The sequence below is a fragment of the Streptomyces sp. NPDC053474 genome, from assembly GCF_044544845.1.
GTDB lineage: Bacteria > Actinomycetota > Actinomycetes > Streptomycetales > Streptomycetaceae > Streptomyces.
The window spans coordinates 109,921-131,158 of the sequence record NZ_JBITXV010000017.1; the positions used below are offsets into that span (position 1 = coordinate 109,921).

The following is a 21,238-nucleotide window of genomic DNA, read 5'->3' on the forward strand; positions in this document are numbered from 1 at the left end:
GGGAAGTTCGTCCTAGAGCCCCTCCCACCGGGAAATACCACGCCTGAACCGCGCCCAGCCCTGTCCGAGCCCGGCCGGAGGCATCCCTGACGAAAGCCGTGTCGGTCCAGGGCGTTGTCCTCCACCACACACCGTCGAAGGGCGCCGCCGAATCCCGGCGGCGCCCTTCAACGCTTCCTGGGAGCTCAATGATCCATCCCGTAGGGGCCGATAACGGAACACAGTCCTCCGAGGCCACCATTCCGGCGCGCTTGTCCCTTGAGGACCGTTTGACCCTCTGCGATGCGGTGATGAGCGTGCGGCTGGACCAGGCCCACGTGGCGTACGAGGTCAACACCGCGCACATCCTCACCCAGTCCTCGGACCTGGCCGACATCATCACCGTGCCCTTGACCCCGGAAGCCCCAACAGGTCCGGACTACCCGACGCCGATTGCGGCGTTGCTGCACCGCGCCTGGCACCGCCTCCTCACCGGCGGCTGGTGCAGCGACACTCTCGTTGATGCACAGGGGGCCCGGTGCATGGCGGGGGCCATTCGAGCCGAGGCCCGCGGCGATCGTGCTCTGGAGAGCCGTGCTGTCGCCGTCCTTCTGGAAGCCATCCAGCGGGTGTTCGGCGAGGCTGAGTCCGTGCCTTCCTTCAACGACACCTTCGCCAGTGCGCGCGTGCCGCTACGTATGGTCGCCCAGGCGGTCGACCTCGCCAGCGCCCGCGGCCTGTAGCTCGCCCCGAGGAGGATGCACCCCCGCTAGCCGGTGCACAGGGCTGCTGATCATGAAGGATCTGCGCATCGACAGGCCGCGTCCTGTCACGAGCGCGGCAAGGGCATCGGGCAGGGGCGGCACGGGCCGTCCGCGATGTCGGCGGGCGCCGCGTGCTGGACCGCCACCTGCTCCAGCACCGCGTACAGCGCCTGAGCACGCTGGCTGCGCGGGCTGCCGAAAGTCCTCCGGCCGGTGGTGAGCAGTAGGAGCCAGTGTGCACCGGTCATCCGCATCCCGGCGGCAGCCCTCACCGCACCGCGGACAGCAGACGCCGGTTCCCCCGCGCCGCCAGCGACCCTCGTGCGGGCGACACCAGCGAAGCGCGAGTTCGTGCTCCTGATCCAGCCCAGGTTTGGGTGAGGAGAGGGACTGGCCGCCGCCCGAGGTGTCGGTGCATGTGTGGCTGGCCGACGGCCCGACATACGCGCACCCTGGACAGCGCACCCAGCCCGCCTCCCGGACAGCCGCCTCGATCACCGAGTGCTCCGGGCCGAAACCCACCGCGACCAGATGGTGCGGCAGGCGCAGTTCCTCCACAGCACGCAGGGCCGCGGCCGCGGTGACATCGTGGTGGCTAGGGCGGCCGTCAGCGGCTCCGGCGAGGCGAGCCGAATTGGCCCCATTTGGAGGGGTGTTCGGGAGCACTGAAGGGTAGTGGCGAGGCGAAGTGGGGCCCCGGCTTGGGCCTTGCGGTGGGACGGTGGTTGTGGTCCGCCGAGGGTGGGTGCTGTGGATGGCCTTGTCGAAGCAGGAGCTGTTCGACCGGATTCGCCGGGACAGCTGGCAGTTGAAGCTGTCGATCCGGGCGTTGTCGAGGAAGTACGGGGTGCACCGGCGTTTGGTGCGGGAGGCGTTGGCCTCGCCGGTGGCAAAGCCGCGCAAGGTGCCGGTGCGGGTCTCGCCGCGGATGGAGCCGTACAAGAAGACCGTCGACGGGTGGCTGCGGGCTGATCTGGAGGCACCGCGCAAGCAGCGGCACACCGCGAAGCGGATCGGGACTCGGCTGGAGGAGGAGTTCGGGGTCACGCTTCCGTACACCACGGTGCGCGACTTCGTCGCCGCCCGGCGCCGGGTGATCGCCGAGGAAGAAGCGGTGCCCGCCGAGGGGTATCTGACCCGGCACAACGCGCCGGGAGCGGACGCCGAAGTCGACTTCGGGGAGGTCTGGGTCGACCTGGCCGGTGAGCGGGTCAAGTGCTTCCTGTTCTCGTTCCGGCTGGCCTACTCGGGCCGGGCGGTGCACCGGATCTCCCGCTCATCGGGGCAGCAGGCGTTCTTCGAAGGCCACGTGCACGCCTTGGCCGTGCTGGGCGGGGTGCCGTCCGGGCAGGTGCGCTACGACAACCTCACCCCGGCGGTCCACAAGGTCATGTTCCGCAGCAGGCTGCGGGAGGAGAACCCGAAGTGGACGGCGCTGCGGGAGTTTTACGGGTTCACGGCGTTTTACTGCGAGCCGGGTCTGCGCGGGGCCCATGAGAAGGGTGGGGTTGAGGGGCAGGTTGGTTACTTCCGCCGCAACTACCTCACCCCGGTCCCGATCGTGGCGACGCTGGAGGACCTCAACCGCCGGGTCGCCGGGTTCGAAGAGCGCGAACTGGAGCGCCGGATCGGGTCGAGGATCCGTACGATCGGCCAGGACTTCGCCCGTGAGGCCCCGCATCTGCTGCCGCTGTCGGCCGATCCGTTCGAGACGGCGATGACCTTCCAGCCCCGGGTCGACCGCTACAGCCGGATCACCGTGAAGATGTGCTCGTACTCCGTTCCGGTCCGGTTCATCGACCGCAAGGTCACCGTCCATCTGACCGGCGACACGCTCGTCGTCTTCGACAACCGGCGGGAGATCGCCCGGCACCCGCGGCTCGCCGGGCGGGGTCTGGAGCACCTGGTCCTGGACCACTATCTGGAGGTGCTGTTACGTAAACCCGGTGCACTGGACCGCTCCGAGGCCCTACACCAGGCACGTCACCAGGGCTCCTTTACCGCTGAGCACGAGGCGTTCTGGGCCATGGCCAAGCGGCAGCTGGGCGACGGCGAGGGCACCACGGCCCTGGTCAAGGTTCTGCTGCTGCACCGTCACCAGCAGCATGCCGACGTGCTCGCGGGACTTCGCGCCGCCGTCGAGCTGGGCTCCTGCAGCGAGGACATCGTCGCACTCGAAGCCCGCAAAGCCGCCCAGACAGCCGGCCGGGCTCCCACCGTCACCGCGACCACACCGTCCCCGGGCCCGCCGGAGCCGCTCGGGCCCGAGCTGCCGCAGGTCAGTCACCTCACCTCGCGCCGCCTGGCCCAGCCCCTGCCCACGGACGGCCGTCCCCCGCCCCGTCTGGAGCAGTGGGACGAACTGCTCCACCTCCGCCGGAAGGATTCGCCATGACCACCGCCCACCACACGCTTACCGCCCAGGCATCCGACGCGGCGATCGACACCGCTTGCCGGGTGCTGCGGCTGCCCACCATGCGGGCCCAGGCCACCGAGACCATCGCCCGCGCGGAACGCGAAGGGCTCTCTTACGCCGGATTCCTCGCCGAGCTGCTGATGGCCGAGTGCGAGGACCGCGACCGTCGCAGGGCCGAACGGCGCATCCGGGCCGCCCACTTCCCCCGCGAGAAGTCGCTGCGCGAGTTCGACTACACCGCCAACCCCAACGTCACCCCGGCCACCATCAACAGCCTCGCCACCTGCGAGTGGATCGCCAAGGGGTACCCGCTCTGCCTCATCGGGGACTCCGGCACCGGCAAGTCCCACCTGCTGATCGCGCTGGGCACCACGGCCGCGATGGCCGGCTACCGCGTCCGCTACACCACCGCCGCGGCCCTGGTCAACGAGCTGGTTGAGGCCGCCGACGACAAGCAGCTCGGCAAGACCATCGCCCGCTACGGACGCGTCGACCTCCTCGAAATCGACGAGCTCGGCTACCTCGAACTCGACCGCCGCGGCGCCGAAATGCTCTTCCAGGTTCTGACGGAAAGGGAGGAAAAGAACAGTATCGCGATCGCCTCCAACGAAGCGTTCACCGGCTGGTCAAAGACCTTCACCGACCCGAGGCTCTGCGCGGCCATCGTGGACCGGCTCACCTTCAACGCCACCCTCATCGAGACCGGCACCCAGTCCTACCGCCTGGCCCGCACCAAGGCCAAGAACAGCGAGTCGGCATAGCCGCTCACGCGGGCGGAGGGACCTCCCGCAGCGTTCCCACGGCAGCTCCGAGCCGCAGGGCGAGCGACCGGTGCCCATAGGTGTCCGCGAAGCCGCGGCAGATCGCCGGAGCGACGTCGGCGGGCGCGGAACCGGGAAGCGTCGAGTGACACGTCACATGCCCTCCCTCCGCCACCGCGTCAGCGACCATGTCCCGGATCCTCGAAGGCATCGTCGTCCTGAACGGGTTGCCCGGACGGAAGATGCACGTCGAACACCGCTCGGACAGCACCCGCACCTCGCCCGTCGACTCATCGGCAACCGGCACGCAAGCCGCGGCGTCGTCCGCAAGGAAGTCCTCGGTGGTCGTTGACATAAGGACCATCATGCCAACGCCGTCGCACGCCCACCGGTGATTCCCGGCATTCGCCACCAGCTCCGCTGGTCCCAACTCAAGCCGCCCCACGGGACCGCGTCACCACGCCTGATCTTCACCAACCACCCGCGAAATGGGACCAACTCGGCTCGCCTCGCCGGAGCCGCTGACGGCCGCCCTAGCCAATCGTGGCCCGGCACGAACCACTTGCCCACCTCCGCGTTCTCGCCGCACCCGCATAAACAGCCCCGTTCCCTCGTCTCCGTCACGACCTGGTCTCCTTCCTCGCGTTCGCGTGAGGATCTTGGCGCATGCGAAACGTCGGTTGCCGCAGGGCGGCAGCCCGCGCGATCGCATCACTCGATGAGCGGATACTGAGTCGGAGCCGAGCAAGTCTGGTCGGTTCAGCGCGTGCGCCCGACGGGTTATAGATGAAGCCAGAGTCGGATCGAGGCCACGGTGACGGTGCCCTGGAAGGTGTAGGCGCGCTTGTCGTATCTCGACGCCATGGCGCGGGAGTTCTTGAGGACGTTGATCGTCCGCTCGAAGTCTCGTTCCTCCTTAGTCCGCCGCCGGTCCGGCCACCGCGTCGTGCATCTGCGCGGCCATGTCGCTGATGAAGGCCACGAGCTCCGCCCGCGCCGCCGCAGGCAGCTCACCCTGGTCCTGCGGAGCTGTCGTACTCGCGTAGCGGTCGCGTACGGCGCGGGCCGACACCACCAGGCGTGCGATGTGCGGATCTCGCGTGCGGAAGTACACCGGCGGTACGCCGTAGGCGAGGGCTAGGGCGTCGAGCGTTTCCACGGAGGCTGTCTGCGTTCCCTCGCGCAGCGTGCGCACGACGTGCGCGGTGAGCACTGGACGTTCGAACGCGCTGTTGCCGGCCTCCGCCAGCTCGGCGTCCGTCGCCGGCGCCAGCGGGAGCTCCTCGCGCAGGAATGCCAGTTTCGCCGCCACCGTGCTCGGCGGCGGCGTGCTGGACCTCGGCGCGATGGCGGGCACGTCGTGCCCGAAGCTGCGCTTCTGCGCGGCGCGGAGCTCGGCGAGCGAGACGCCGTAGGCCGCGGCCAGTGCCACCTCGGCCGGAGCTGACAGCGGCCGTTTGCCGGTCTCGGCGGCGCGCAGGGGCATCGCGGACTTGGTGCCCAGGTGCACGATCGTGTCGGCGCGGATCATGCCGGCGTCGCACCGCAGATCGGTCAGGTCAGGCAGGCCGGGCCGGGGGAACAGGACGTCCAGGTCGGCTTCGAGGGCTCGGGCGATGCGCGGCAGCTTCTCGGGAGGCGGAACGGCTTCGCCGGCCTCCCACCGGGCGACGGCGTTCGCCCCCACGCCCACAGCGTCCGCCAGCTCTCTTCGCGACATGCGCTTCAGCTCGCGCTGGGTGCGCAGGCTGCTCGCGTTGAATGTGCGCTCGGGCATGCAGGGCTCCAACAGGTCGGCGGGCGTGCGCTTTAGCCACTTGATCGAATCACTAGAAGAGGATAGTTTCACCTTCTGGTGATCGGCGCATGGTTTCGGACGATCGACCTCACCCACCCTGTCGCGGGCCCCTGGCCTTTCGCGGTGCAGCGGCCGTTCCGCCGACTGTGCCTCCCAGTCCACCACACCGACTTCGCGGCGCTCACTCCACCCGCGCGCCGGACGTGGATCCGCGCCGGGACGCCGCGCCCTTCGCCGCCAACAGCCCGCTGACGAGCACCTCAAGGCGGTACGAGATGACCGACAACCACCCCACGAACAGCACGACGATCCGGCCGGCGGCGGCCTGGCCCACCTTCGAAGCCGACCACGCTCGGGCCGAGCTGGAAGCCATGAAGCTGCTGTGCGCCCGCGTTCCGATGCGGAACGTGACGGTGCGCACCGGACTGCGCATGGCTCACGTGCGGTGGCTGGCGAAGCTGGTCGCCGAGGACGCCACGACACCTGCGCCGCGCAACGTCCTGAGACACCCGCGCCGCCCGCGCGCCGCGCGCATCCGCGTGATCGACCTTTCCGGTCAGCCGCCGCTCCCACAAGCAGGCCAACCCGGGGGCGGCGAGCAGTTGGCCCTCGGGCCCGAAGCCGACGACGGGGCCTCGGCACAGCGGGCCGCCGGATCCCACCAGCCCTGACCGTCGCGAACTGACCGTAGCCCCGCGGTCCCTGACCTGGCCCTCCGATCCGCAGCTCCCACGCTGCGGGTCGCTCTGCGCTTCCCGGAAACGGAATCAGGTGCCCTCTCCTCGCACTCCGCACGCAGCTCCACTGCCCATACCCACATCCCCCGTACGTGTCGCGCCCGCCGAGCAGTGGGTCTCCACGACCCGGGGCCGGATCGCGCCCGACGGCTTCTCCTGGATGCAGGCCGTCTGCTGGGTCCACCACGCCGACACCTACCGCCCCGCGCGGGACCACGGCCCGCGCAAGGTCGGCGACACCACCTTGCGTGTCGCCGTGGAACTCGCGCGCCTCGCGCCGTGCCGCCCCGGCGTCGACTACCTCGCGCGCGTGCTCCGCCTCTCCCGCCGCACAGTCCAGTACCACTTGGGGATCCTGCGGGAGACCGGACTGCTCGCGTACCGCCTCAAGGGCACCCGCGTACGCGGGGCGGGCAGACGCGCTTCGGAGTTCGTGTGGACCATCCCGCCGTCCTTCGACACCGCCCTGCACCTGCGCACCCGCCCCCACGGGCAGCTCATCCGCTCCCTGTGCGGCATAGGGGAACAGGGCCGCCGACCGATGAAGCGACTCGCGGCGATGGCCCAGAAGCTGATGCGCCGCGGCCGCCGCCCAGGACCACGCTCACGTTCCTCGCGTTGCACCCCAATGGGGGGTACTTCTACCGGCCCTTCACCTGCGGGTAGTTCCTCTAACCCCCCTGAGAGCAAGCTCGCGCGCGGGCAGCACGCATCCCCCCGCCCCACCGCACAGACCCGCCGACCGCTGAACACGACAGGGCGCCGCTTCCAGCTCGCCGGCCAGATCGTCACCCGAGTCGCCTGGCTGCGCGGCAGCGCGGTGCCCCGGATCGCCTGGGTGATCCGGGACCTGGCCGATGCCGGTTGGAGCGTGGATGAGGTCTGCGCGTGGCTGCACCTGCGCGGCCGCTCGACCAACGTCCACCGCCCCTCAGGCCTGTTGGCAGTACTGCTGCGCGGCGCCGCCGACGTCCTCGACACCCCGGCCAAACGCGAACACGCCGTGGCCCAGTGGCACGCCGCCGTCGAAGCCGCGCGCCGTCACCGCATCCAGGACGTTCGTGCACGCCAGGAACGTTTCGAGGGGCCCTGGCGCGCGCCGCGCAGCGCGGCCGTCCGCCGCCAGGTCACCGAGGCGGTCTCCTCGATACACGTCGCGGCTCCGCGCGGCGAGACGGTTCCGGCCCTCACCGGCCCGCAGGACCTGACCCACGAGGACCTGCAGGTGATGAGGCAGAGCGCCTGGGCGGAGGTCATGCAGGGGCAGAGCGCACTCGTGCTGGCCGCCATCGAGGCATTCGGGCGCCCCACCGCGCAGTCGATGTACGGGCGCGTCCTGGTCGACCGCGTGCTCACGCTCGCTGCCCGGCGTCCACTGGAGCCCACGCACGCCGGGCAGGTGGCTGCATGAACGACCGGCAGGAACAACCCGCCTCCGGTGTCGACCTGGCCCGCGTCGCCCTGCGCTCCGCGAGGGAGGCCGCACGCCGAAGCGGCCGGACCACCGAGGCGCCCGCGCGGCGCCCGCGCGGCCGGTCGGGGCCGGGGCGAGGCGCCGAGGGGCGCGAACCGCGAGGGCTGGCCGCGGTCCTCCTGGGCCTGGTGGCCGACCGGGCCTGGGAGGCCCCCGCTGCTGGGGGCAGCATCGTCGACCACTGGCCCACGGTCGCCGGCCCGCGGCTCGCGGCCCACGTGCGGGCCGTGACGTTCCGTTCGGCCGAGGGCGTCCTCGAAGTCCAAGTCGACTCGCCCGCCTGGTTCACCCAGCTGCGCCTGTCGAAGCCGCAGCTCCTCGCCCGGTTCCGCGAGATGTGCGGCCCGGGCATGGTGAAGGACATCGCCCGCACTCGCTCGGCCCCCGCACAGGCCGCCGCCGCGGGGGAGCCGTCGATCTCGGCGACGACGTCCGCGGAGGACCCGCAGGCGGCACCCTCCCCCGGATACCGCGCGGCCCTGGCCTCGCACCAGGCCGTCACGCGCACCCGGTCCCGTCCCGGCCAAGCACCGTCCCGGCGGTCCTGGGCACGCGAGCCGGAGAGGGGCTCCGACCACGGCACGGCAGACCAGCCGGTGCGTGACCTGGCCGCGGTCACCCGCGCCCGGGCCCTTGCGCGGGCGCGGCACGAGCGGGCCCAACGCGCCGCCGATGACCGATTGGACCCTCCTAGCAGCCCGGCGCCGCCGACCCCGGAGGGCGGCGGACGTCCCCCGTCTCCCTCGACTTGAGGTACTGCTGCTTTCGTTCTTCGCGTTCGCGCTCGGTGAGGATGTGGCAGCCGCAGACGGCTTCGGGGATGAGTTCCGAGTCGGGGTTCTCGCACCACGGATCAAGGCAGTAGTGGCGGTCGGTTGGAGCGACGAAGACCATGCGCTCAGCTTCGCCGGCCCTGACGGCGCCAGCGGACTGACACGCTCTTGCCGCGCCCATGTGCCACTGGTACCGCGTACACCGCTGCCCCGGCTGAGCGGCTCTGGAGCCGGACAGCGCGTCACGGCGCCCGGCGAGGGACAACGATCCGCAGCCGGTTGAACTCTTGCGAAAGGTGTTGCGGAAGTATTCTTAGGAATTCTAGAGTTGGGGCACACACAGAGTGAGGGGGCGGCATGACGGAACGGCACGCCGACCAGAACCAGGTCCTGGCCGTCAACGTCACGCGGAGATGGGGCGAAGTCGAACGCGGCATAACACCAGAGGGTGACGTCGTCCTCGGTGCCTGGTCGCCATGGGCGGGCAGATCGACCACGGTCCAGCTCTTCGACCCCGACCGCATCGCTGTCGTCATGGCCTGCCGCCGCGGAGAGACCATGGCCGTCTACGACGTGGACGGATGGCACTGGACGGACGATCACCCCCGCCGGCGGATCGTCTTCCACGGCCAGCCCTCAACCACCTACGCCGCACACCTGAACGCCCCCGCCCCCACCTGGAAGGTCGGCGAGGGCATTCCCGTGAAGCTGCTCCCCCTGAACGCCCTCGCCCAGGGAGACCCGTCCCGACCGGGCAGCGAACCGGCGCACCACGCCGTGGTCGGCCAGGCAGTGATCGTCCTCAACGAGGACCACCTCACCGTTTCCGTCCCGCCCCACTACACGGTCACCCTCACGACCCGCCCACAGCACCGAGTGGAGTAGCAGAGCCCATGGACAGCAAGAAATACAACGCGGGCCTCGCCGAACTGCGCGGTCTGCGGGACGACATCAAGAAGGCCCAGGCGGCGCTGCGCAAGCTCGAAGACCGCCGCGACCGGACCCTCAAGGCGGTGGCCGGCTACTCCAAGGCCAAGGCCGACAGGATCGCCCCGGCTGCCGGCCTTTCCGTGCACGAGGTCGTTGAGCGCGCCCCGCACCTGGGCCCCGACTCCCCGGCCTCCCAGCCCTCGCCGGCCGCCGTTCCCGCTCCGCACGCCACCCCGGCCCCGGGCCCGGGTGCGGCAGCACCGGCGATGACGCCGGTGCCCGTACACGACGAGCGCGACACGGCCGCGCCCGAGCCCGGAGCCGTCGAGCCTGCCGCGGCCCCCGACGAAGGCCCCGCGCTGAGCCCGGTACCGCCGTCTCCCGCAGCGCCAGCCCCCGCGTCGGCGGCCGTCGAGGCCGAGCCGACTGGGGCCGCTCCTGTCCCTCGGGAGCTGCCGACGATCCCCGAGGGGGAGAGCGGCGACCGCTGGCTCCAGTTCGCCCGCAACCTCGTCTCCGAGCGGCCCACGTTCACTCAGCAGGTGCGGCCCACCGTCTTTCTGGATGCCAGCACCGGCGACCTGATCCACCGCGACCAGCGCATCCGCCTCGACCTCGGCCACGCCAGCGCCGACGAGATCCTCACCGCTGTCTTCGCACACGTCCCCGACACCATCGAGCGCATCTACATCACCGCCGGTGACCCCTGGCACCGCGACGCTGACCGCTACCCCTACCTCAAGGACGCGGTCCACCACTGGCTCGATGCACCCATGCCGGGAGGCTGGACGGTCGAATCCCGGCGCGGGAAGGACGCCATGGCCGGCCACTTCCTCCACGAACGCAACCCCGTCGGGCGCTGGGAACGCGGCCAGCAGCATGTCGAAATCCGCAGCATCCGTGAATGGTTCGACCCGGAGGACACCGACGTCGCCACCATCCGCCACGCCTTCACCCTGCTCTGGCAGGCCCTCAAGCGCAGCTGGCCCGACGTCGTCCTCATGGGCTCGCCCAGCCAGACCGGCCGCGACCTGTGGAGCCGCACCATCCCCACCAAGGAGGGCGCCCGCTGGGCCGACGGCTACCCCGTCCTGTCCGACGAAATCCGCCAGCTCCTCCACGCCACCTCCGGCCAGGGACGCACCGAGCTCATCACCCCACCCCGCGTCCCCGAACAGCTTCCCGAGCTTTACGAGTTCGACCGCACCCTGGCCTACGGCAAGCACACCTGGGCCTCGGGCGTCGGCATTCCCCAGCGCGTCACCGCCCGCACGTTTGCCTCCTGGACGCAGAAGCAGCAGACCGACGCGCTCTTCAGCCCCTCCCACTGGCGGGTGAAGGTCACCATCCCGGACGGCTGGGAACACGTGGGCATCCTGCCCTTCGCCATCGAGGGCGAGCGCGCATGGATGTACCCGCACGAAGCCGGCCGCACCTTCGTCACCTGGGCGGGCGGCGCCGAGGTCAACCTCGCGCTGCGCAACCCGATCACGCCCTGGCACGTCGAGGTCCTCGACGGCCTCGTCTGGGAGAGCGGCACCCCGCTCAAGGAATGGTCCGAGCGCCTGAAGCAGGCATGGGCCGAGCTCGGCGCGATGGCCGAAGCCGCCGGCACCGAGGACCTGCGGCGAGCCTACAAACTGGCCTCCCGCGCCGTACGCAGCATCCTGCTCTACGGCATCGGCGGCTTCGCCCAGCGGCCCACCATCACCACCGGCACCGTCCCGCGCGACCGCGAGAACCAGATCCCCAAGGGCGCACGCATCAAGACCGTCGACTCCACGAGCATCACCTGGGAGCAGGCCAAGATGAGCCGCAACCCCAACGCCCACCCCGAATGGGCCGCCGGAGTCTGGTCCGCCGCCCGCGCCGCACTGCTCTCCACCCGAGCCAAGACCACCGAAGGCCAGACCACCCACGTCGGAGCCCTGCACCTGCCGCCGCACACCGTCGTCGCCCTGCGCACGGACGCCATCTACACCACCGTCAACCCGAGCTGGCCCTACCACGGCAAGCCCGGCGACTACCTCCTCAAAGGCTTCATCCCCAACCCGGCGCCCGCCCCCACCAGCGACAGCGACTTCTACACCCTCCAGGTCCTGGGCCGGGCCTACCTGGAAGAGCAGCAGACCTCCACCATCTGACACCCTCCGAGGACCAGCCGATGCCACCGCGCCGCCGAGCCAGACCACAACCCCCCAACGAGGCCGCACGCCTGACCAACGTGCTCCTGGACGAGGGCTTCAACAAACGGCAGGTCGCCGAGATCCTCAGCCGTAACTCCGCGATCGTGTCGCACTTCTACACCCGCGGCCCCGGCGCCGGGCAGGCCTACGTCGAGGCCCTGCGCGCCGTCGTCCAGGAGGTACAGGCCGGCGGCCCGCGCGATGTCACGGCACTCAAGACACTCGCCGGCCGGTACATCCAGCCCCGCCGCACCAAAGCCGGCCGACTCGCCCGCGTCCGGCAGAAGGACACCCTGCAACACGCCCCCCACGACCAGTGGACATCCGGCTACGCACGCGCCGGGCGTCAGCACGTCGCGGCCGGCGCCTCCCGACTGAAGCCCATCGTCGACGCGGCCGCCGAGTCCGATGGCGCCATCGCCTTCACCGTGCGCGCCTCTAAGGGCCGCTTCCTCATCGACTCCGGCCGCGACGACGACAGCCCCCGCGTCCGCGACCACGTCGTCCAGCGCCGCGACGGCACAGAAGAACGCCGCTACGGGCACTCCGGCACCGGCTTCGATGCCCGCGAATGGCAGCAGCGCGTCACCCGCGCCCACGGCGACGTGACCACAGCCATCACCGACTGGATGGTGGAAACCGGCCGACTCGCAGAGGGAGCCAAAATCTCCCACATCGAGCTCCGCGGCTGGAAGCCAGGCGTCTGAGGGCGGAGAACGCAGGGGCGGCGATCTTCGCGGTAGGCTCCTGTACGGCGATCTCGGCCGCGACGACCCGGGTGTGCGGATGCTTGGCCATGGTGGTGGCACGGAACGCGGACTCATCGGTCACATGCTGATCTCCCATGAAGAACCGGGGCCCACTCCAGGCATTTCCTACACGAGCGCGCGCCAGGACTGAGAACCGTTACGTCAACCCTTCCCCACTGCCGACGGGTCGGCGTGCGGGACTCCAAGGTCAGAAGCGGCCCCGCCTTCGTCGTCAGCAGCAGCACCTGGAACTCCTTTGTGAGCCACGTCGGCCGCGATACCAATTGGGGCGTGGCCTGCTCAGTCGCGTAATCGAGGCAGCTGGGTAGCTCCTCGCTGAACCGGCCCCACAACGAGGGTTCGCCTCCCCAGGCCAGGCCATTGCCAGGGGAGGCGAACCCGTCGCGCCCTTGACGGGTAACAAGCAGAGTCGGGCGTTCATGGCCGCGCTGGCGCCCAGCGCGGCCGGGTGGCGGGCCTGCCGCCATACGCACCGGGTGCGGGAGTGGTTCCCGGGGGGATCTCGTCGTAGACGAGGAACGTGATGCTGTTGTCGAGATCAGGGTTCGACGGTCGCTCGCGGCGCCGGATCACGTAGTCCGCGTCCACGAGCGTTCTGGTCAGGTGGGCGATGCCCTGCGCCCAGTGCGCGTACGCTCCTTGGTGCTTCAGCGGCCGGTTGGGGTTTCGCCGGTATGGTGGGTCCGGCTCCCATGTGACCAGGTGGCAGTCGGTCGTGCCGGGGGGCCACAGGTTCTCATCCACGGCGTACACGAGGCACCGCCCAGTCCCTGTCGCCGTATCGGCGGCCTGATTGTCGCGCCACAGGGGCGGTTCAGCTCTGGAGAGTACCGAGTGCAGCTTCCACAACGCGGTCTTGGATCCTTCTGACCTGAAGTTGGGGCGCGGGGGGTGTGCGTAGAGCAGGTCAGCGGGAGACCGGGGGGCCGGTGCGATACCAGGTGGAAGCCGGTAGGCGATGAGGTCGGCACCCGAGTGGAGCTCTGGGGTCATGGGGACCCCCCACTCCTCGATGACGAACCCGCGGGTGGCGAGCGCGGTGGCGCAGGCATCCAGCCGCTGCGTCCAGTGCTGCACCGCACCGGCCGGTACAGCCTGGGTTTTCGGGTTGCGGCGGAAGAGAGGGTCCGGGTGGAAGTGCACGATCACAGCCAGCTCCGCACGGGCGGGCCACAGCTCTTCGGGCAGGGGCCTGGCACGGCACCAGCCGAGGCCCTCCGGGATGGATCGGGGCACCTTGGTGAAGTCGAGATACAGACCCCCCAGGTGGAGCTGCTCCAGGTGCCAGTTGACGAGAGCACACCCGCTCCTGGAGGGGGCCGTGCGGTCGTAGGGGGGCGGGTTCATCGTGCCGCCGGGGAGGTGGATCACGACGAGTCCTTTGCTGAGCGCCGGAATCGGTCTCGGAAGGCGGTGAGGCGGGCGATGGTGCCCGTGGGTCGGGCCTGGGCGGACGGCTCGTTGGGGTCGGCGGCCGCGGCTTGCACACGCTTGCCGATCTTGTCGAGCAGGATGCCCGCCGAGATGGCGATCAGCACCTGGACGACTATCGGCAGGGGCTTCTGGAGCCCGGCGCCCACATCAAGAACCAGATGGCCGATGATCAGCGGCACGACACGGCCGTGGCGCAGGAAGATACGGAGACGTCCAGCGGCGAAGAGCACAAACCCGATAGCGGGCGCCCCGAAGTACCCGTGGAGGAGGACCTCCACCACGCAGACCACGGTGTAGATCTGCCAGACCGGCCGCCCCGCGGCCTGCATCAGAGCAGCGGTCGCCGCGACGACCACGATGTCCTCGATGACCACGACCAGCACGACCCCGACGAGCAGGTCGGCGGGGCCAGTAACGCCGACGGTCTCCAGTTGGCTACCTGCCATGACCGGCAGAGCACCCACGTCCAGGAAACGCAGCGCCTGTAAAAGCGCCATGGCCGCGAGCCCGCCCGCGCAGCATGCAACGAACGCCTGCTCGCTGAGGGCCCACGTCTGGGCTCGCCTTCGCTGCGGATCCGGCTCGGCGGAGGCCCGCTCCAGGGTGATGCCGTGCCACCGGCACACCTCCACTGTGAGCCACGTGAGCGCCCACGCGGATACCAGCGTCTCCGCATGGTCATAGGTGTCGTACCTGGCCACGAAGAGCGATGCGCAACCGCAGACGAGGGCTGCCGTGCGCTGCACGATTCGCTGGCGTGGTGAGACCCGGTCGAGGGTGGTGCGGCCTATCACCAACCGGGCCAGCCAGGAGTAGATCCCAACTGCCACGACGATGTTGATCAGGTCGTAGTAGCGGACGACGACCGGCGACCAGCGCACCCCGTACAAGGCGCCGATTTCGAGCACGGTGATGTACAGCGGTGTGGCGGTAGCGAGCAGGAGCAGGGCGATGGCGTGGCCCAGGGCACGGCGTGATGCCACACGGCACAGCCGGCACAGCGGGGCGGGCTTCGCGTTGGTCGAGTTGGTCACGCGGCCACGCTCGCGGGGGGCCGGGCGGTGGGGGGCGATGGTCTCGCCGCTCGGCAGCAGCTCACCGGTGTCCTCGAAGAGGACGACGCCGTTACACAGCCGACTCCAGCCCTGTTCCGGGTGGTGCTCCACGAGGGCCGCGGCCACCCGGTCGGCGGAGTCTGCTGGCGGGCACGGCGGTTTGTGCTGACACATCGTAGTTGCCTACCTGGAAAGTTGGGACGGTTTCTATCGATTTCGCAAGGAGGACGGCGCGCTCTACGAGCGGGTCGCGCGTTGTGCCGGGGGCCGGCGTGATGGTGCGCGAGGTGTGCCGGTCAGGGCGTGGCGAAGGCGGGCCCCATCCAGGGGCCGGTGTGCGTACGGTGGGGTGAGCCAGTGGATATCGGGGCCGCGCACGGCGCAGACGGGCGGGACCTCCACCGTGACGCCGTCGCGTAGGAATCGGGTTCCCGGCACATCCCACTGGTCCGGCCGGGTGCCGGGAGGCAGCAGGAAGATCATGTGGCCGTTGCCGTTGCCGCAGATCACCGGCCCTTCCCGCAGGTCCGGGTCGGCCTTCAGGGCCCGTTGGGCGTCGCCGAAGGCGACACGGACTGCCTGGAAATGCTCGCCGTTGGCGACGCGGAGCACCGTGGTGGGCAGTATCCAGTGCCGGTGGGTGAGGCGGCGCCGGGGGCGGGCCAGGGTGGGGTTCTTGGCGGCGGCGGTGCTGATGCCGGTCCTCGGCATGGTCAGGCCACCTTCTCGTCGTGTGGGCCTTCGACGTCCGCGTAGGCGTCGTCGAGGATCTGGGCGAGAGCGGGGTCGCTGCTGTGGGGGCGGGCCTGCGCCGCGCGTTGCGTCCGCGTCAGGCGCCGCATCGTCCTGGCGAGAGGGGCGGTCATGAACGCTGCGGCGTTGCGCCTGATCTGGACGGCCGTGTGCACGCCGACGTTGAGGCCGACCCGCCAGTGCTCCACCCATGCCTGGAGCAGCAGTAGCGCTCCGGACTGCTGCCTTTCGACGTCGTCGGGGTGGGCGGTCTCCCAGAGCGGGTCCAGCTCGGGGTGGGCCACGGCGGTGCTCAGGATGGCGAGGCGGGCTCGGTGAATCCCCACCTCCAGGAGAGTTTTGTGCAGGCGGTGCAGGGCGTAGACAGCGGCCGCGCCGGTGAGGGCGGCGCTCACGACGAGCAAGGGGTGACGCATGTCGCTTTCCGTTACTGGTAGGCAGGAGGGGGCGGCCGGTTCGGGGGCCGCCGGTGGCGGACTAGGCGAGGGTGGTGATCCGTTGGGTCAGCCGTGCCGTGTCGTGGGTGTTCAGCGGCTGGTAGAGATCCCGGGCCCGCGTGAAGTGCGCACGCGCCGTCTCACGGTCGCCGTCGAGCTGCGCGGCTTCACCCAGCCACTCCTCGGTGCGTGCCACCCAGTGGTGAGCCCCTACCTGGTCGAACTCCTGCTGCGCGACCCGCAGCGTGATCGGCGCGTCGGCGAAGTTGCCGCTGTGCGCGCTGTTGCGGCCGCACCACGCCAGCGCGCGGGCGGCGTCATACCGATCGCCTTCGGCGAGCAGCGTGGTGCGTGCTGTGTCCAGCAGGGCCGCGGCTTTCGGGTGGTTGTGCAGGAGGAAGTGCGCCTGGGCGCTGACGATGTCGGTCAGTGCCACCCCGCGGGTGTAGGCGAGCTGCGTGCGGATCTCGCGGGCCCGGCGCAGGAAGTCGAGTGCCTGATGCAGGAGGTCCTCGGGCTGGCCGGGGTCTTCCTCTTTGGTCTCGACGTGGGTGGCGCCCAGCTCGTGCAGGGCCTGGCCTTGCATGCGGTTGTTGCCCTGGCGGCCAGCCAGGTAGAGGACTTGGGTGAACGTCCTGATAGCGTCGGTCAGTTGACGGGCGCCGCGCTGGCCGATGCCAAGGGTGTTGAGCAGCCGCAGCTCTACCTCCGGTTCGCAGACCTCGTCCTGGCAGTGCCGCGCGGCGTCGAGGGCGAGTTCGTGGAGCTCCATCCAGATGGGATACGGGCGCGTCGAGCGCAGCCAGGGCCACAGAGCCAGCGTCAGATAGCAGGTGACCGCGTACTCCTGCTCGGCGTGTGCGGCGCGGATCAGCGCGATCAGGTTCTCGGCCTGTGCGGTCAGCCACGCCATCGCGAGGTCGGCGCTGGCGGTGAACTCGTCGCTGTCCTGGTGGTGGCGGGTCAGGGGCGGGGGAAGGGGCAGGTGATGGCTGGGGGTGATGATCGCCTCAGCGGCGTTGGCGCCGTTTACGGCCCACAGCAGGGCCCTGCGCAGTACCTGCGGAGGCCGGTCAGTGGCGGCACGCCGACGGGCGTGGTCGCGGACCGCGGCGGAGGGCCAGCGGTAGAAGGTCTCGCGCACGGCGTGGCCCGGCCCGGTGGTCAACAGCCCGGCGCGGCCCAGGTCATCGAGCATCCCCGCCGCCTGCCCGGGCTGGACCTCCAGCACGGCCGACACCAGCGAGGTGCCGATCTCCACCACGGGCACCAAGGCGAGGTCCCGGTAGGCGGCTGAGGCTGAGGGTGTCAGGTTGCGGTAGGCGGCATCGAGGTCGAAGTCGGCCATGAGGGAGGCTCCCAAGTCGTCGGTGGGCACGGGATCAGGGACGGGGCGGGCCAGGAAGGGCGCGGCGAGCTGTGCCAGGGAGGCATGGTCACCGCAGCGGGTGAGCGCGGCGGCCTGCAGCGTCAAGGCGCGCGGCACGCCCCCGGAGCAGTCGACGAGACGCTCGGTCAGCTCGGGCTCGGCCGTCAGCCGCTGCTGCGTGCACCGGGTCAGGTAGGCCCAGGCCGCTGCGCGCGGCAACGGGCCCACCTGGCGCAGCACGGCGCCCTCGGCGACCAGGTCCGCCAGCGGCTGCTGGCTGGTGACCACGATCAGGTGCCCGCTGCCGCCCGGCAACAGCTCCATGACGGCCTGGGCGGACGCGGCGTTGTCGAAGAGCACACACAGCCGGTCGCGGGCGGCGCTCACCGAACGCCAGCCTGCGGCCAGCTGCTCGGGCGCTGCGGGCACCGGGCCCGCCCACACCGCGCCCATCAGCAGCGCGAGCGTGTCGGTCAGCGGGCGCGGCCCCTCAGGGGCGTACCCACGCAAGTCCACATACAGCTGGCCTCCGGGATAGGCCGCGCCCAGCTCGGCCAAGGCCCGTATGGCCAGTGCCGTCTTGCCGATGCCCGCGCGGCCGTGGAGGACCACGATCTGGTGTGCGCCCGCGACCGGCTTCTGGCGGGCGAGCTCGCCCAGCCACGTCAGATCCGGTACGCGGTCGACCCAGGCCGCCGTGACCGGGGGGAGCTGGCGGGGCAGGGGCGGCCCGTAGCGGGCTGCCGCTTGGAAAATCACATCGCCCGTGATGGTGCCCGCCTGGACGACAGCTCCGGTCTGCGCCCCGGCGAGGTAGTTGGCGGTTCCACGGTGGTCGGGGTCGTGCCCCGTGCGAGGCAAGGGCGGCGTCGGGAGCGGGTGTTGCGACGGGTGCGGCGTCGGGCCGGGCGAGGGGTGTGCGGGCATGAGCTGGATCCAGACGGTCAGGGGGTGGTTTCGGCGCGCTGCAAGGACAAGAAGCCGTCAGCGCCGTGCAGCACGTGCAGGAAGGCGACGTAGAGGGCGCCGCTGGAGGAGATGTCGGTGCGTGAGACACAGACCAGGCCATCGGCCTCGCGGCGCCGTATCGCAGCCAGTGCCCCGGCCAGGCCAGGACGGAGCAGCGGGTCGGTGCGCCAGTGCTCCTCGACGACGGTGCGCACCACATGCAGCCCCTGGCCCTCCGCGTGCCGCCGGGCCAGGGCGAGCCGACCGCTAAAGTCCTGGGCGGACCTGACCAGGACGTAGGCGAGCACCCTGGACTGAGTGGGAGTGCGGGTGAGGCGGTGCTGCTGCGCCTGGCGCCACGCGCACAGCCTGCGCGGGTCCTCGGCGGTGTTCGCGAGGGCCGTGCCCGTGGCGATGTGTCCGGCCGCCGCCCCACCGGCGCGGGGCAGGGACACCCGGCATGCCTGGGGCGGCCAGGGGCGGGTCATGACCACCCACCCCGGCACATCAACCGGTCGGCCAGCCGGTTAGGGCGGGCCGCCCATCGCGCGGACGCAGGAACACCACAGGCGCGGGGGGCGGGGGAGAAGGTGGCGAAGGGGCCGTAGAGAGCCTGTTGGTGCTGCCACCAGGCCTGCCCCGGGGCCAGCCGGAGCAGGAAGGACAGCAGGCTCTGGAGGGCGGCCGCCCGGGGGACGGTAGGCGTCATCGGCTCTCACCACCCTCGCAGTAGCCGTCGGCGTGATTGAGGGCCAGCGCGGCCTCGATGAGCGGGCCGTGGCTGAAGGCCTGGGGGAAGTTGCCGACCTGGCGCTGCAGGCGCGGGTCCCACTCCTCGGCGAGCAGGCCGAGGTCGTTGCGCAGGGTGAGCAGCTTCTCGAAGAGCTTGCGGGCCTCGTCCACGCGGCCGATCAGCGTCAGGGCCTGGGCCAGCCAGAACGAGCAGGCGAGGAACGCGCCCTCGTCGCCCTGAAGGCCGTCCACGCCCGCGTCGTCACCGGAGGTCGGGTAGCGCAGGATGAAGCCGTCGGGCGTGGACAGCTCGCGCTGGATGGCCTCGATGGTGCCGATGACGCGCTTGTCGTCCGGGGGCAGGAAGCCCACCTGCGGGATCAGCAGCAGCGAGGCGTCCAGCTCCTTGGAGCCGTACGACTGCGTGAAGGTGTTGCGCCCCTTGTCGTAGCCCTTCTCGCAGATCTCCCGGTGGATGTCGTCGCGCAGGTCGCGCCAGCGGTCCAGGGGGCCGTCGGCGTCGCCGGACTCGATGAGCTTGATGGTGCGGTCGACGGCGACCCAGGCCATCACCTTGGAGTGCACGAAGTGGCGGCGCGGGCCGCGCACCTCCCAGATGCCCTCATCCGGCTCCTGCCACCGCTCCTGGACGGTCTGCACCAGCTGGACCAGCAGCCCGCGGAGCGGCGCATCCAGTATCAGACCGCGGCGCGCGCTGAGGTAGAGGGCCTCGATCACCTCGCCGTACACATCCAGCTGCCACTGCGTGGCGGCGGCATTGCCGATCCGCACCGGCCCCGAGCCCTCATAGCCCGCCAGCCACGGCAGTTCCCGCTCGGGCAGCTCGCGCTCCCCGGCGACGCCGTACATGATCTGGAGGTTCTCCGGGTCGCCCGCGACCGCGCGCAGCAGCCACTCGCGCCAGGCGCGGGCCTCCTCGCGGTAGCCGCAGCGCAGCAGCGAGACCAGCGTGATGGCGGCGTCGCGCAGCCAGGTGAAGCGGTAGTCCCAGTTGCGGCAGCCGCCGATGTCCTCGGGCAGCGAGGTGGTCGGCGCCGCGACGATCCCGCCGGTGGGCGCGTACGTCAGGGCCTTCAGCGTGAGCAGCGAGCGGATTACGGCGGCCGGGTAGGGGCCGTCATGGGTGCAGGCCGATATCCACTGAGCCCAGAATTCCTCGGTGGCCTCCAGCGCCTCCAGCGCCGCTGTGAGGTCCAGCCGCCGCGGCGGCGGGGCGTGGGAGGGCCCCCAGCTCAGGGTGAGGGTCACCCGCTGCCCGGCGGTCAGGGAGAACTGCGCGTGCTGGGTGGGGGCTTGGGCGTCGGTGTCCAGCCACACCGCGTCCGATCCGGCGACCGCCCGCATCCGCCCGTCCTCGGTGGTCACCAGGGGCGCGGTGCGGCCGTAGTGGAAGCGCGGGTTCATCGTGGAGGTCACCGACACCCTGCCGGTGACCGCCTGGGCGATGCGCACCAGGCACGGTGGCCCCTCCTTTGGGGGCATGAAGTCGGTGACCCGCAGGAGGCCGTGCGGGGTTTCCCACCACGAGTCCAGGATCAGCGACTCCCCGCGGTAGCCGCGCCAGGTCGCGGGGGGCGGCGCCTGCCCGGCGTCGGGGGTCGGCCCGAGCCGCCAGAAGCCGTTGTCGGCCGTGCCCAAGAGCCCGGCGAACACGGCGGGGGAGTCAAAGCGCGGCAGGCACATCCAGTCGACCGTGCCGTCCAGGCGCACCAGCGCGGCCGTCTGTAAGCCGCCGATGAGTGCGTACTGCTCAAGTGGAGCCATGAGATCCGTCCTGGCAGGGAGGCTTCGAGCCGAAGCCACGGGTGGGAAGAGAGCCTGGGGTGCGGGTGCGGGTGCGGGTGCGGGTGCGGTGGCAGGTGGCCTCCACGCGGGCGCAGCAATGCGCCCGACAAGGCGGC

General features: G+C 70.9%; 19 protein-coding genes and 2 pseudogenes. 10 read left to right on the forward strand and 11 right to left on the reverse strand.

Annotated elements, in window-relative coordinates; translation table 11 throughout:
• Positions 1-188 precede the first annotated feature (188 nt).
• On the forward strand, positions 189-722 hold the full coding sequence (locus ACIG3E_RS33060) for a hypothetical protein (protein WP_399623256.1): 534 nt from the start codon (positions 189-191) through the stop codon (positions 720-722).
• 86 nt (positions 723-808) lie between these two features.
• On the opposite strand, the gene ACIG3E_RS33065 is transcribed toward ACIG3E_RS33060, so the two are convergent.
• Positions 809-991: a hypothetical protein gene (locus ACIG3E_RS33065; protein ID WP_399623257.1), complete on the reverse strand. Its 183-nt coding sequence runs from the start codon at positions 989-991 to the stop codon at positions 809-811.
• A 506-nt stretch (positions 992-1,497) separates the two neighbouring features.
• On the opposite strand from ACIG3E_RS33065, the gene istA reads away from it, so the two are divergent.
• Positions 1,498-3,138, forward strand: coding sequence for an IS21 family transposase (gene istA, locus ACIG3E_RS33070; protein ID WP_399623258.1), 1,641 nt, complete (start codon positions 1,498-1,500; stop codon positions 3,136-3,138).
• The gene (istB, locus tag ACIG3E_RS33075) at positions 3,135-3,920 is read left to right on the forward strand and encodes an IS21-like element helper ATPase IstB (protein WP_399623259.1); all 786 of its coding nucleotides are present in this window, start codon (positions 3,135-3,137) and stop codon (positions 3,918-3,920) included. The genes istA and istB overlap by 4 nt, the downstream gene beginning before the upstream one ends.
• A gap of 4 nt (positions 3,921-3,924) precedes the next feature.
• Here the strand turns inward: istB and ACIG3E_RS33080 are convergent, their stop codons facing one another.
• The 3 genes and pseudogenes from ACIG3E_RS33080 to ACIG3E_RS33090 form a co-directional block, all read right to left on the reverse strand.
• Complete coding sequence (locus ACIG3E_RS33080) at positions 3,925-4,275, reverse strand: hypothetical protein (RefSeq protein WP_399623261.1); 351 nt, start codon at positions 4,273-4,275, stop codon at positions 3,925-3,927.
• A gap of 425 nt (positions 4,276-4,700) precedes the next feature.
• Positions 4,701-4,888, reverse strand: a pseudogene (locus tag ACIG3E_RS33085) (IS5/IS1182 family transposase); the annotation flags it as partial.
• Positions 4,837-5,697, reverse strand: coding sequence for a multiprotein-bridging factor 1 family protein (locus ACIG3E_RS33090; RefSeq protein WP_399623262.1), 861 nt, complete (start codon positions 5,695-5,697; stop codon positions 4,837-4,839). The pseudogene ACIG3E_RS33085 and the gene ACIG3E_RS33090, both read right to left, overlap by 52 nt.
• Positions 5,698-5,993: 296 nt before the next feature.
• Between ACIG3E_RS33090 and ACIG3E_RS33095 the strand changes: the two genes are divergently transcribed.
• The 7 genes from ACIG3E_RS33095 (at position 5,994) to ACIG3E_RS33125 (ending at position 12,879) form a co-directional block, all read left to right on the forward strand.
• On the forward strand, positions 5,994-6,389 hold the full coding sequence (locus tag ACIG3E_RS33095; RefSeq protein ID WP_399623264.1) for a hypothetical protein: 396 nt from the start codon (positions 5,994-5,996) through the stop codon (positions 6,387-6,389).
• Between the two features lie 100 nt (positions 6,390-6,489).
• A complete protein-coding gene (locus tag ACIG3E_RS33100; RefSeq protein WP_399623266.1) occupies positions 6,490-7,866 on the forward strand; it encodes a winged helix-turn-helix domain-containing protein in 1,377 nt (458 codons plus the stop codon).
• Positions 7,863-8,681 (forward strand): DciA family protein, encoded by an 819-nt coding sequence (locus tag ACIG3E_RS33105; RefSeq protein ID WP_399623268.1) that lies wholly within the window; start codon positions 7,863-7,865, stop codon positions 8,679-8,681. Before ACIG3E_RS33100 ends, ACIG3E_RS33105 begins: the two co-directional genes overlap by 4 nt.
• 378 nt (positions 8,682-9,059) lie before the next feature.
• Positions 9,060-9,587: a hypothetical protein gene (locus ACIG3E_RS33110; RefSeq protein ID WP_399623270.1), complete on the forward strand. Its 528-nt coding sequence runs from the start codon at positions 9,060-9,062 to the stop codon at positions 9,585-9,587.
• An 8-nt stretch (positions 9,588-9,595) separates the two neighbouring features.
• Positions 9,596-11,776, forward strand: a complete 2,181-nt coding sequence (locus ACIG3E_RS33115; protein ID WP_399623272.1) for a Mucin-19 — start codon at positions 9,596-9,598, stop codon at positions 11,774-11,776.
• An 80-nt stretch (positions 11,777-11,856) separates the two neighbouring features.
• The gene (locus ACIG3E_RS33120) at positions 11,857-12,525 is read left to right on the forward strand and encodes a hypothetical protein (RefSeq protein ID WP_399623274.1); all 669 of its coding nucleotides are present in this window, start codon (positions 11,857-11,859) and stop codon (positions 12,523-12,525) included.
• Between the two features lie 189 nt (positions 12,526-12,714).
• Positions 12,715-12,879 (forward strand): DUF397 domain-containing protein, encoded by a 165-nt coding sequence (locus ACIG3E_RS33125; protein WP_399623490.1) that lies wholly within the window; start codon positions 12,715-12,717, stop codon positions 12,877-12,879.
• Between the two features lie 126 nt (positions 12,880-13,005).
• Here ACIG3E_RS33125 and ACIG3E_RS33130 read toward each other — a convergent pair whose 3' ends face one another.
• From ACIG3E_RS33130 to ACIG3E_RS33160, 7 genes and pseudogenes are all read right to left on the reverse strand, one after another.
• The gene (locus tag ACIG3E_RS33130) at positions 13,006-13,959 is read right to left on the reverse strand and encodes a hypothetical protein (RefSeq protein WP_399623276.1); all 954 of its coding nucleotides are present in this window, start codon (positions 13,957-13,959) and stop codon (positions 13,006-13,008) included.
• Between the two features lie 1,118 nt (positions 13,960-15,077).
• A pseudogene (locus tag ACIG3E_RS33135) lies at positions 15,078-15,251 on the reverse strand (DUF5999 family protein); the annotation flags it as partial.
• 63 nt (positions 15,252-15,314) lie between these two features.
• Positions 15,315-15,788 (reverse strand): hypothetical protein, encoded by a 474-nt coding sequence (locus ACIG3E_RS33140; RefSeq protein ID WP_399623278.1) that lies wholly within the window; start codon positions 15,786-15,788, stop codon positions 15,315-15,317.
• 2 nt (positions 15,789-15,790) lie between these two features.
• Positions 15,791-16,246: a DUF6082 family protein gene (locus ACIG3E_RS33145; protein ID WP_399623280.1), complete on the reverse strand. Its 456-nt coding sequence runs from the start codon at positions 16,244-16,246 to the stop codon at positions 15,791-15,793.
• 61 nt (positions 16,247-16,307) lie between these two features.
• Entirely contained in the window at positions 16,308-18,497 is a 2,190-nt protein-coding gene (locus ACIG3E_RS33150; protein WP_399623282.1) for a hypothetical protein, read from the reverse strand.
• Positions 18,498-18,580: 83 nt separating this feature from the next.
• A complete protein-coding gene (locus ACIG3E_RS33155; RefSeq protein ID WP_399623284.1) occupies positions 18,581-19,072 on the reverse strand; it encodes a hypothetical protein in 492 nt (163 codons plus the stop codon).
• A 217-nt stretch (positions 19,073-19,289) separates the two neighbouring features.
• The gene (locus tag ACIG3E_RS33160; protein WP_399623286.1) at positions 19,290-21,101 is read right to left on the reverse strand and encodes a glycoside hydrolase family 15 protein; all 1,812 of its coding nucleotides are present in this window, start codon (positions 21,099-21,101) and stop codon (positions 19,290-19,292) included.
• Positions 21,102-21,238 lie beyond the last annotated feature (137 nt).

Excerpts from the sequence above, each read along its gene's own strand:
- ACIG3E_RS33080 (WP_399623261.1), bottom strand. The coding sequence starts at position 4,275 with ATGTCAACGACCACCGAGGACTTCCTTGCGGACGACGCCGCGGCTTGC.
- ACIG3E_RS33095 (WP_399623264.1), top strand. The coding sequence starts at position 5,994 with ATGACCGACAACCACCCCACGAACAGCACGACGATCCGGCCGGCGGCG.
- ACIG3E_RS33060 (WP_399623256.1), top strand. The coding sequence starts at position 189 with ATGATCCATCCCGTAGGGGCCGATAACGGAACACAGTCCTCCGAGGCC.
- ACIG3E_RS33145 (WP_399623280.1), bottom strand. The coding sequence starts at position 16,246 with ATGCGTCACCCCTTGCTCGTCGTGAGCGCCGCCCTCACCGGCGCGGCC.
- ACIG3E_RS33115 (WP_399623272.1), top strand. The coding sequence starts at position 9,596 with ATGGACAGCAAGAAATACAACGCGGGCCTCGCCGAACTGCGCGGTCTG.
- ACIG3E_RS33090 (WP_399623262.1), bottom strand. The coding sequence starts at position 5,697 with ATGCCCGAGCGCACATTCAACGCGAGCAGCCTGCGCACCCAGCGCGAG.
- ACIG3E_RS33110 (WP_399623270.1), top strand. The coding sequence starts at position 9,060 with ATGACGGAACGGCACGCCGACCAGAACCAGGTCCTGGCCGTCAACGTC.
- ACIG3E_RS33140 (WP_399623278.1), bottom strand. The coding sequence starts at position 15,788 with ATGCCGAGGACCGGCATCAGCACCGCCGCCGCCAAGAACCCCACCCTG.
- ACIG3E_RS33155 (WP_399623284.1), bottom strand. The coding sequence starts at position 19,072 with ATGACCCGCCCCTGGCCGCCCCAGGCATGCCGGGTGTCCCTGCCCCGC.
- istA (WP_399623258.1), top strand. The coding sequence starts at position 1,498 with ATGGCCTTGTCGAAGCAGGAGCTGTTCGACCGGATTCGCCGGGACAGC.
- istB (WP_399623259.1), top strand. The coding sequence starts at position 3,135 with ATGACCACCGCCCACCACACGCTTACCGCCCAGGCATCCGACGCGGCG.
- ACIG3E_RS33160 (WP_399623286.1), bottom strand. The coding sequence starts at position 21,101 with ATGGCTCCACTTGAGCAGTACGCACTCATCGGCGGCTTACAGACGGCC.
- ACIG3E_RS33065 (WP_399623257.1), bottom strand. The coding sequence starts at position 991 with ATGACCGGTGCACACTGGCTCCTACTGCTCACCACCGGCCGGAGGACT.
- ACIG3E_RS33105 (WP_399623268.1), top strand. The coding sequence starts at position 7,863 with ATGAACGACCGGCAGGAACAACCCGCCTCCGGTGTCGACCTGGCCCGC.